A 9,635-nucleotide genomic window follows, 5' to 3' on the forward strand; every position below is an offset into this window, starting at 1 on the left:
GTCCCTGGCGCCGCGGGGGTACGGGGTTCTGGGGGCCCACCAGATACAACCCCACGTGGTTTTGTAAATCGGCGTGTATCTTGCTGTTTCGGGGGGTCCTGTGGGCCGCGGCGGCGGTATCCCGCCGGGGCGCGGCGATCCGTTCCATCAACCGCATCGACGATCCGAGACCGCGATCGGCCAGCGAGCTGCTCGCCGGCCCGTTGCGAATGCCGAACGCCTCGATCGCGCGCACGCCGCGACGCACCAGATCGGCCACCACGCCCTGAATCAGCCGATGGGCTACATCGGCCTCCTCGTAGGGGAATTCGGCCTGGAGCGTGGTCAGCAGGACCGCGTCCGGGCTCACAGGGGAGGTGGGGAACAGGGTCGACCGCGGCACGGCACTCGGGGGCGAGTACAGCGCGCAGCCGGCGATGTTGTTGTCGACATGCGCCAGCTGACCGCACGAGCCCCATTCGAGCATCACGGTCGAGAGCCAGGCTTCTTTCTCGAAGACCGGATCGCTGAAGGCGTGGGAGTCGGCAGCGACGGCCGGATCGAGCTCCCAGAACACACACCGCCGGGTGTGTGCGGGTAGCTGATCGAGTCCGTCGAGAGTCAAGGCTGTGACGCTGGTCGACACCGCTCTGTTCAGCCTCCAGCTGTCCGATTCATCCACGCTCACGCCACATCACTATCCACAGTAATGCCGCCTCTTTCAATTATGTAGAAAGGCTGGGAGTGCCCCGTCACAGTGACGTTTCAGGGCCGCTTTGCTCCATCAGCGCCACAATGCGCTCGAGATCTTCGACGGAACCGAACTCGACAACGATCTTGCCTTTACGCTTTCCGAGGCTGACCGTGACCCGGGTGTCGTAGGAGCCCGACAACCGTTCGGCCACTTCCTGCAGACCCGGCATGTGGATCGGCTTACGTTTCGGCGCCGGGGGAGCGACCTCCGACGGATTGCGGTTCGCGAGCGTCACCGCTTCCTCGGTGGCCCGGACCGACAGTCCCTCGGCGACGATCCGCGCCGCCAGCACTTCCTGTGCGTCGGCACCGGCATCCAAACCGAGCAGCGCCCTGGCGTGGCCTGCCGAGAGCACTCCGGCGGCCACCCGACGCTGCACCGGAATCGGTAGCTTCAGCAGTCGGATCATATTCGTCACCACCGGCCGGGAACGACCGATTCGCGTGGCCAATTCCTCGTGGGTGACGTCGAATTCCTCGAGCAGTTGCTGATAGGCGGCCGCCTCTTCGAGCGGGTTCAGCTGCACGCGGTGGATGTTCTCCAGCAGCGCGTCGCGCAGCATCGCGCCGTCGTCGGTGTCGCGGATGATCGCGGGGATCGTCGCCAGTCCGGCTTCCTGGCACGCGCGCCAGCGGCGCTCGCCCATGACCAACTGGAACTTGTCGACGCCCGGTTCGACACGACGCACCACGATCGGCTGCATCAGACCGAACTCGCGGATCGAGTGCACCAGCTCCGCCAGTGCCTCTTCCTCGAAGACCTGACGCGGCTGCTTCGGGTTCGGCACGATCTGCTCGGCGGGCACCTCGCGGTAGACCGCGCCGCCGGGGGAGACGAGGTCTTCCTCGGGTTCGGGTTCGGCATCCGGGACGCGATGCAGGAACGCCTCGGCCGGCTGCGGGCCGATCGGGTTGATCCCGATCACGCTCGCCGCGGCACTGCTGAGACCCGGCGCCGTCGCTGCCGGACCCGTCGGGATCAGTGCGGCCAAGCCGCGCCCGAGACCGCCCTTTTTCGCCTGACTCATCGGCTACCGATCCCTTCCTCGTTCCAACTCACTACGACGCGTCCTGGCGAAGCTGGGCGCGGGCGGCGAGCTCGCGCCCCGCGTCCAGGTAGCTCATCGCGCCGCGGGAGCCTGGATCATAATCGAGCACGGTCATGCCGTAGCCCGGTGCCTCCGAGACCTTCACGCTGCGCGGGATCATCGACTTGAGCACGACGTCGCCGAAGTGGTTGCGCACTTCCTCGGCCACCTGGTCGGCCAGTTTGGTGCGGCCGTCGTACATCGTCAGCAGTACGGTCGAAACGTGGAGTTCGGGATTGAGGTGCGCCTGCACCAGCCCGATATTGCGGAGCAGCTGGCCGACGCCCTCCAGTGCGTAGTACTCACACTGGATCGGGATCAGCACTTCCTTGGCCGCCACGAGCGCGTTGACGGTGAGCAGGCCGAGGGAGGGCGGGCAGTCGATCAGGACGTAATCGATGTCGTAGCCGGCGATGGCCGCCTCGTGGATCGCGGTCTTCAGACGACCCTCCCTGGCGACCATCGAGACCAGTTCGATCTCGGCGCCGGCGAGGTCGATCGTCGCCGGAACACACAGCAGCCGTTCGCTGTGCGGGCTCTGCTGGATCGCGTCCTTGACGGCGACTTCGCCGATCAACAGCTCGTAGCTGGAGGGGACCCCGGAGTGATGCGCGACGCCAAGCGCCGTGCTCGCATTGCCCTGCGGATCGAGATCGACGACAAGCACCGTCATGCCCTGGTGCGCTAGTGCCGCAGCGAGATTGACCGTCGTCGTGGTCTTACCCACGCCGCCCTTCTGGTTGGCGATGGTGATGATCCGTTGCTCGCGGGGTTTCGGCACAGTGACCTTTCCTGGATGCAGAATCTGGCTGGCGCGTTGCGCTTCCGCCGCGATCGGGGTCTCGGCCGGGGAGATATTCCCGAAAGGAGTGTTCCCGAACGTCTCCGCGTCGAAGCTGCTGGAATCCAGCATCCCCGGGACCCGCGACGCTGTTTCCCGTGAAACATTCGCCGGACCGCTCGACATAGACTGCTCCTAACCCGAGAAACTCAGATCACGTACTCCCGACCGAGCGTCGGCGCCGTGTCATCACAAACAAGTTCGGGGGCGTCCGGCCACATCCGCGGTGGCTCCCGGCGCGCACGCCCGACTGAGAACAGCTTGCCAGCCCCGCGACCGTTAGGAAAGCTGAATCGCGGCACGCCGGGAAGGACACACCCAAGTTCGCGCAAATTGGTGTCCAGAGCGATGTTTCACGGGAAACGACGCCGCCGACTGCCCCGCCAATCCAACCCTCATTGCGAGAGTCATTGCGCGGCACCCGGGCTGGATGAGCGCCAGAGAAGGTGGGTTCGCGTTCCACGTGAAACATGACAGGAGAGCGGTTTGCGGCACTCCACCGGAACTAGTGAAATTCGGTCCGATGCGGCCATAGGCAAACACCCTCGGCCACTTTCGTCACGTTACGAAAGCGGAACTACCGCTTCCCTGCCTTCTTCTCCGCACCGGCAGCCTTCCGGCCGGCGCGACGAGTCGGACGTTCGGCGCGGGGGAGTAGTTCGGCGCTGATCACGAGAGTCGGGACCTCGACGATCCCGGCGCCACAGCCGACGACCCGGAGATCGGTGGCTCCGTCGCGAATCAGTTCGGCGCCATCGCGTTCGAGTTCCTCGGCGGCACTCGTTCCCTTGAGGGCGAGCATCCGGCCGTGATCACGGAGCAGGGGGAGCGACCAGTGCGCGAGCTTGGCGAGCGGGGCGACCGCGCGCGAGGTGGCGACGTCCGCGCCGCCGGCCTCCTTGATGACACCGGACTGCTCGGCGCGGCCACGAACGACGGTGACGTTCTTCAGCCCGATCTCGTCGATGAACTCGCCCAGAAAGACCGTGCGGCGCAACAGCGGTTCCACGAGGGTGATGCGGAGATCCGGCCGGGCGATGGCCAGCGGAATACCGGGAAGCCCGGCGCCACTGCCGATGTCGACCACGGCCGCGCTCTCCTCGATCAGCTCGCCGACCACGGCGCAGTTGAGGATGTGACGGTCCCAGAGGCGGGGGACTTCCCGCGGGCCGATGAGGCCCCGCTCCACGCCGGCGGTAGCCAGCGCCGCGCAGTATCGGCGGGCGAGGTCCAGGCGGTCGCCGAACACCTGCGCGGCGGCGGCAGGCGGTTCCAGCTCGGCGGACAGCGCACCCAGTTCTCGTTCCACGTGAAACATCCTTCCGAGTGGTGGTCGATCGCAAGAGGACATGAATAAGGCCCCCGGTCCGAGACCGGAGGCCCTTTCATGGTCGCGGCGGTGTCAGCCTACTCGGGCACTACCACCACATGGCGATTCGGCTCGACACCTTCGCTCTCGCTCGCCACGCCCTCGATATCGGCGACGGCGTCGTGCACGATCTTGCGCTCGAACGGAGTCATCGCGGACAGCGCCTCGGGCTTGCCCGACTCGAGCACCCGCTTCGCGGCGGCGACGCCGAGCTCGCTCAGGTCGGCACGACGCTGCGCGCGCCAGCCGGCCACATCCAGCATCAGGCGGCTGCGAACGCCGGTCGCCTGCTGCACGGCCAGCCGGGTCAGCTCCTGCAGCGCGTCGAGGACTTCACCGTTGCGTCCGACGAGCTTGGTCAGATCGCGGCCACCGTCGATGCTCACGATGGCGCGGTCGCCCTCGACATCGAGGTCGATATCGCCGTCGAAGTCGAGCACGTCCAGCAGTTGCTCGAGGTAGTCGCCCGCGATCTCGCCCTCTTCGATCAACGCTTCTTCGGCGTCGTTCACGACGTCAACAGTCGTCGCCACAGTGGCGTCCCCTCCGTCGGTCTCGGTCTCAACAGTCATTGGATTCCTCTATCTGATCGCCACTCAGCGCTTACGCTTCTGGTTCGCTCGGCCACGGTTACCCGGCCGCTGCTGCCCACCGGGCCTGCGCTTACCGCCACCCTGCTTGGCGGTCTGCTTGGCGGTGCCGTTGGACGCGGCGGTGCCGTTGGTCGACTGTGTGTCCTCGGCCGGGGCGTCCTGCTTCTTACGGACGTCGACCGGCTTGGCGCCGGGCTTCGGCGCGTTCTGCGCGCGCAGCTCCAGCTTCTTCGCCTTCTTTTCTTCCGCTTCCTTGTCCATCCGGCCGAACACCAGGTGCTGCTGACCGTAGGTCCAGATGTTGTTGGCCACCCAGTAGATCAGGATGCCGATCATCAGGAAGGGGCCACCGACCATTACGCCGAGCGGGAAGACCCACAGCGACAGCTTGTTCATGATCGCGGCCTGCGGGTTGGCGGCGGCTTCCGGCGTCTGGCGCTGGACGGAGGCACGCGCATTGAAGTGGGTCGCCAGTCCGGCGATCACCATCAGCGGGATCGCGACAAGCGCGATGGTCAGCCTGGTCGGTGTGCCGCCCCAGTCTGCGAAGGCTTCCATCTCGCTCTGCGGCGCGGTGATGAAGGCAGCGATCGGCGCACCGAAAATGCGGGCGCTCAGAAACGACTGAACATCGGCCGCGCTGAAGATGTAGTTCGCGGTGTGAGCATTGTCGTAGGCCGACATATCCAACTGGCCGAAGCCGCTGCCTGTGCGGTTGAACGAGCGCAGCACATGGAAGAGACCGAGGAACACCGGCACCTGCACCAGGACGGGCAGGCAGCCCATCAGCGGGTTGAAGCCGTGTTCCTTCTGCAGCTTCTGCATCTCCCGCGCCATGGTCTCGCGGTCGTTCTTGTACTTCTTCTGCAGCTCCTTGATCTGAGGCTGCAGTTCCTGCATCTGCTTGGTGGTGCGCACCTGCTTGACGAACGGCTTGTACAGCACGAGCCGCAGCGTGAAAACCAGGAAGACGATGGCGAGGCTCCAGGCGAGCCCGCTGTCCGCTCCGAACACGAAGCCGAAGGCTTTGTGCCAGAACCACAGAATCGCGGATACCGGCCAATAGATGATGTCGAGCACGGCTCTAGGTACTCCCGTCGTTCGTATCGCCGATCAGCGCGGGCGATGACTTTGTGCAGGCATTCGACCCGCGCTCTGGCACGGGATCCCACCCTCCAGGGTGCCAGGGCGCGCATTTCGCGAGGCGCACGGCCGTCAGTGCCGACCCGACGAGCAGTCCGCGGGTGCGCAGGGCGGTCACCGCGTACTCGCTGCAGGTGGGGGTGAACCGGCAGATCGGCATCCGGGTGGGGGAGACATAGGTCCGGTAGAGCTCGATCAGGAAGATCAGCGCGTTCGCGGGGAACCGGGTGAGGGTCTTCATCGCCGCTCACCGGCCGGGGTGCGACCGAGCGCGGGCTCCGGTGCGGTACGCAGTCCGAGCTTGCGTAGGCCGGAGCGCAGCTGGCGCAGCAACTCGGCGGAGTCGGCGGTGGCCGCGCCGGGCAGCGCCCGGATCACGACATCGGTACCGGCGGGCAGTTCGTCGACGACCTGGGCGCACATATGACGCAGGCGGCGGGCCACCCGGTGGCGAACCACCGCGTTTCCCACCGCCTTGCTCACAATCAGCCCGAACCGCGGACCGCCTACCCGGATCAGGGAATCGACGTCGGCGACATCGTCGTACGTGTGCGTAAGCGCGTGTACGACGAGATCTCGCCTCCCGATTCGCTGACCGCGGCGCACCGTGCGGGAGAATTCGGCACGGTGATGCAACCGATACGGCTCAGGCAACACCCGAGCGTCCGACTACGCGCGATCAGGCAGTCAGTTCGGAACGGCCCTTACGGCGACGCGCCGAAACGATGGCGCGACCCGCACGGGTACGCATCCGGAGGCGGAAGCCGTGCACGCGCGCCCGACGACGGTTGTTCGGCTGGAACGTCCGCTTGCCCTTGGCCACGGTCAACACTCCTCGAGTTGGTGGGCACCGTTCGGCGCCCGAAGTCTGTTCAATGATTCGGATGTCTGCGCAGCGGACCGCGGTCTACACGCAGAAAGCCTTGGCGATCGACGTGCAGCACACAGCCGCCACCGCGCCAAGGGGTGACTGTACGAGGGTACTGATACCGCTACGCAGGGTCAAACTCGGCCCCCAAGCACGTGCGCCAGGCACGAAGTCCAGGTTACCGGACCCCGGCGAGTCGCCGGAGAGCGGGCCGACCTGGGCCGACACGCCCGGGACGCACTCACGCATCGGGGCAGTTTTCGTGAGTTCCTCCACACCTCTGGCCTTCTGCGGCGGGGGCCGCTAACCTCTGTAGCCGGGGGATTGCTGAAGAACCGCAGGTCCAGCCCCATTCACTGCCACACGCTGGCAGATTCCCTCTATCCCCAGGTTTGTCCACATCTGTGGATAATTGTGTGGAAAGACGGCCGGAGTGGCATATTCGTAGGGCCGACGGTGCCCGCGCCGCACTCGGAGATTCTGGGACCGCACGGCGTTCGAACCGGCTTCGGTTGTACGCAGGATTACTGGATTCCACCTGTTCACAGGTGGTTTGCTCGCGTGCTCCCGGCCGTGGGCCCCAACAACCGGTCCGGGGAGGACGCTGCATGGACGACGAGCAGAATGTGCTGGCCACTGTATGGCCTGAGGTGGTTGCCGAGCTCACCACCGGGTCCGCCGACGGCGCCATTCCCGCGGTCAGCCGCGCGCAGCAGGCCTGGCTGAAACTGGTCAAACCGCTCACCGTCGCCCAGGGCTTCGCGTTGCTGTCGGTGCCGTCCTCGCTCGCGCAGGAGGCGATCGAGCGTGATCTGCGCGAACCCATCCTGCGCTCGCTGGGTCGCCGGCTCGGTCCGCAGGTCGAAGGATTGGGTGTGCGCATCGCCGCGCCGAGCCCGGCCGCGGGGGAGCGGGCGGGCAGTTCGCCGCGGCACGCCAGGATGACGAGCCGGCCGGAGCGCCCGCGCGAGCAGGTGCGCCCGCCGACCGGCTATCCCGGTCCCGATTTCAGTGTTCCCGACTACGCCGCGCGCGGTGAGTACGGCCGTCCCCGCTACGGCGCCGGCGAGTACCCCGCGGGCAACGGCGAGTACGGCAACGAGTACCAGGGCGGGCAGGAATATCCGCCGACCGGTGACTACGGCAACAGCTACGGCGGCCGCGAGTACCCAGCGCAGGCGGGCGAGTACGGCGAGCGTCCCGACTACGCAGGTCATCGGGAGTACCAGTCCGAGCCGGAGTACCGGCAGCCCGAACCGGAATACCAGCAGCCCGAGTACCAGCAGCAGCCGCCGGATTATCAGCAGCAGCAGCCCGAATACGCACAGGCACCGGAGTACGGGCAGGCACCGGAGTTCCAGCCCGACCGCGCCGAGTTCCCCGGCACCGACTTCGAGCCGACGGCGGCGTACCCGGTACCCGACTTCAACGGCGGCGAGTTCGGCGGTCGTGGCGAGTTCCGTGGCGCGCGCCCCGACCAGCGCCCGGCCGATGCCGCCCCACCCGCCCGCCGGGAGCCCTCCGGTTCGCCCCGACGCGAGCACATCCCGCCGGGTCAGGAATCGCTGTTCACCCCCGACCCGCCGCCGCAGCGCGCGCCGAGCCGGGGCCGCGGCCCGCAGCAGGACGAGCCGATCGCCGCGCGGGCCGAGGAACCCACCATCGAGCCCGCGCCGGAACCGCTGCGGCCGGGCACGCCGGGCGCCGAGCCCGCCGACGACGAGCCGGTGGTCGACGCCCGCAACAACTGGCCGACCTACTTCAACAAGTCGCCCGAGGCGCCTCCGCAGGCGTCCTCCTCGGCGAGCTTGAACGCCAAGTACACCTTCGAGACGTTCGTCATCGGCGCGTCCAACCGGTTCGCGCACGCCGCGGCGGTCGCCATCGCGGAAGCGCCCGCACGCGCCTACAACCCGCTGTTCGTCTGGGGCGCTTCGGGTTTGGGCAAGACGCACCTGCTGCACGCGGCCGGGCACTACGCCCAGCGGCTGTTCCCGGGCATGCGGGTGAAGTACGTGTCCACCGAGGAATTCACCAACGACTTCATCAACAGCCTGCGCGACGACCGCAAGGTCGCGTTCAAGCGGCGCTACCGCGAGACCGACATCCTGCTGGTCGACGACATCCAGTTCATCGAGGGCAAGGAAGGCATCCAGGAGGAGTTCTTCCACACCTTCAACACCCTGCACAACGCGAACAAGCAGATCGTCGTCTCCTCCGATCGCCCGCCCAAGCAGCTGGCGACGCTGGAGGAGCGGCTGCGCACGCGCTTCGAGTGGGGCCTGATCACCGATGTGCAGCCGCCCGAACTGGAGACCCGCATCGCGATTCTGCGCAAGAAGGCGCGGATGGACCGGCTCGATGTGCCGCACGACGTGCTCGAGCTGATCGCCAGCCGGGTGGAGCGCAATATCCGCGAGCTCGAGGGCGCGCTGATCCGGGTGACGGCCTTCGCCTCGCTCAACGGTCAGCCGCTGGATCTGTCGCTGGCCGAGGTGGTGCTGCGTGATCTGATGCCCGACACCGCGGCGCTGGAGATCAACGCGGCGACGATCATGGCCGTCACCGCCGAGTACTTCAATACGACGCTCGAGGAACTGACCGGGCCCGGCAAGGCGCGGCCGCTCGCGCAGGCCCGTCAGATCGCCATGTACCTGTGCCGTGAGCTCACCGATCTGTCGCTGCCCAAGATCGGGCAGGCGTTCGGTCGCGACCACACCACGGTGATGTACGCGGAGAAGAAGGTGCGCAAGGAGATGACCGAGCGGCGCCGCGTCTACGACCAGGTGCAAGAACTCACAGCCCGGATCAAACAGCGCTCCCGCTGATTTCATCCACACCCTCGAACACCGCCCTGACCTGGGGCGGTGTTCTTTTTTGCCCTGTGGATTCCTCGAGGAATCCCTGTGGACTACGACCTGTAAAAAACCCGTTTTGTCCCCGTTGGGCCCACGGGGGGGGGGGGGCGTGTGGGGGGGTGGGGCACAACCCCGTTTGAAAC

The 9,635-nt window shown here is 66.8% G+C and carries 10 protein-coding genes; 1 reads left to right on the plus strand and 9 read right to left on the minus strand.

Features of this window, described 5'->3' with window-relative positions:
• From ACFWPJ_RS15785 to rpmH, 9 genes are all read right to left on the minus strand, one after another.
• Nucleotides 1–604, minus strand: a 604-nt coding sequence (locus tag ACFWPJ_RS15785; protein ID WP_378851838.1) for a GNAT family N-acetyltransferase, incomplete at its 3' end; no start/stop codon positions are given.
• Nucleotides 605–731: 127 nt separating this feature from the next.
• Entirely contained in the window at nucleotides 732–1,760 is a 1,029-nt protein-coding gene (locus ACFWPJ_RS15790; RefSeq protein WP_378851840.1) for a ParB/RepB/Spo0J family partition protein, read from the minus strand.
• Between the two features lie 31 nt (nucleotides 1,761–1,791).
• Entirely contained in the window at nucleotides 1,792–2,787 is a 996-nt protein-coding gene (locus ACFWPJ_RS15795) for a ParA family protein (RefSeq protein WP_378851843.1), read from the minus strand.
• A 451-nt stretch (nucleotides 2,788–3,238) separates the two neighbouring features.
• The gene (gene rsmG, locus ACFWPJ_RS15800; RefSeq protein WP_378851846.1) at nucleotides 3,239–3,979 is read right to left on the minus strand and encodes a 16S rRNA (guanine(527)-N(7))-methyltransferase RsmG; all 741 of its coding nucleotides are present in this window, start codon (nucleotides 3,977–3,979) and stop codon (nucleotides 3,239–3,241) included.
• 89 nt (nucleotides 3,980–4,068) lie between these two features.
• Nucleotides 4,069–4,602, minus strand: coding sequence for a protein jag (locus ACFWPJ_RS15805; RefSeq protein WP_375932076.1), 534 nt, complete (start codon nucleotides 4,600–4,602; stop codon nucleotides 4,069–4,071).
• Between the two features lie 24 nt (nucleotides 4,603–4,626).
• On the minus strand, nucleotides 4,627–5,703 hold the full coding sequence (yidC, locus tag ACFWPJ_RS15810) for a membrane protein insertase YidC (RefSeq protein WP_378851848.1): 1,077 nt from the start codon (nucleotides 5,701–5,703) through the stop codon (nucleotides 4,627–4,629).
• Nucleotides 5,704–5,707: 4 nt separating this feature from the next.
• Nucleotides 5,708–6,007: a membrane protein insertion efficiency factor YidD gene (yidD, locus tag ACFWPJ_RS15815; RefSeq protein WP_378851851.1), complete on the minus strand. Its 300-nt coding sequence runs from the start codon at nucleotides 6,005–6,007 to the stop codon at nucleotides 5,708–5,710.
• Nucleotides 6,004–6,423 (minus strand): ribonuclease P protein component, encoded by a 420-nt coding sequence (gene rnpA / locus ACFWPJ_RS15820; RefSeq protein ID WP_189031760.1) that lies wholly within the window; start codon nucleotides 6,421–6,423, stop codon nucleotides 6,004–6,006. Before rnpA ends, yidD begins: the two co-directional genes overlap by 4 nt.
• Before the next feature lie 22 nt (nucleotides 6,424–6,445).
• The gene (gene rpmH / locus ACFWPJ_RS15825) at nucleotides 6,446–6,589 is read right to left on the minus strand and encodes a 50S ribosomal protein L34 (RefSeq protein WP_071932098.1); all 144 of its coding nucleotides are present in this window, start codon (nucleotides 6,587–6,589) and stop codon (nucleotides 6,446–6,448) included.
• Between the two features lie 653 nt (nucleotides 6,590–7,242).
• On the opposite strand from rpmH, the gene dnaA reads away from it, so the two are divergent.
• Nucleotides 7,243–9,462, plus strand: coding sequence for a chromosomal replication initiator protein DnaA (gene dnaA, locus ACFWPJ_RS15830; protein ID WP_378851854.1), 2,220 nt, complete (start codon nucleotides 7,243–7,245; stop codon nucleotides 9,460–9,462).
• Nucleotides 9,463–9,635: the final 173 nt, after the last annotated feature.

The organism is Nocardia sp. NPDC058497, assembly GCF_042720195.1.
Classification (GTDB): Bacteria; Actinomycetota; Actinomycetes; order Mycobacteriales; family Mycobacteriaceae; genus Nocardia.

What these genes read in the sequence shown, in the direction of transcription:
- ACFWPJ_RS15790 (WP_378851840.1), bottom strand. Translation starts at nt 1,760, where the DNA reads ATGAGTCAGGCGAAAAAGGGCGGTCTCGGGCGCGGCTTGGCCGCACTG.
- ACFWPJ_RS15795 (WP_378851843.1), bottom strand. Translation starts at nt 2,787, where the DNA reads ATGTCGAGCGGTCCGGCGAATGTTTCACGGGAAACAGCGTCGCGGGTC.
- rsmG (WP_378851846.1), bottom strand. Translation starts at nt 3,979, where the DNA reads ATGTTTCACGTGGAACGAGAACTGGGTGCGCTGTCCGCCGAGCTGGAA.
- ACFWPJ_RS15805 (WP_375932076.1), bottom strand. Translation starts at nt 4,602, where the DNA reads ATGACTGTTGAGACCGAGACCGACGGAGGGGACGCCACTGTGGCGACG.
- yidD (WP_378851851.1), bottom strand. Translation starts at nt 6,007, where the DNA reads ATGAAGACCCTCACCCGGTTCCCCGCGAACGCGCTGATCTTCCTGATC.
- dnaA (WP_378851854.1), top strand. Translation starts at nt 7,243, where the DNA reads ATGGACGACGAGCAGAATGTGCTGGCCACTGTATGGCCTGAGGTGGTT.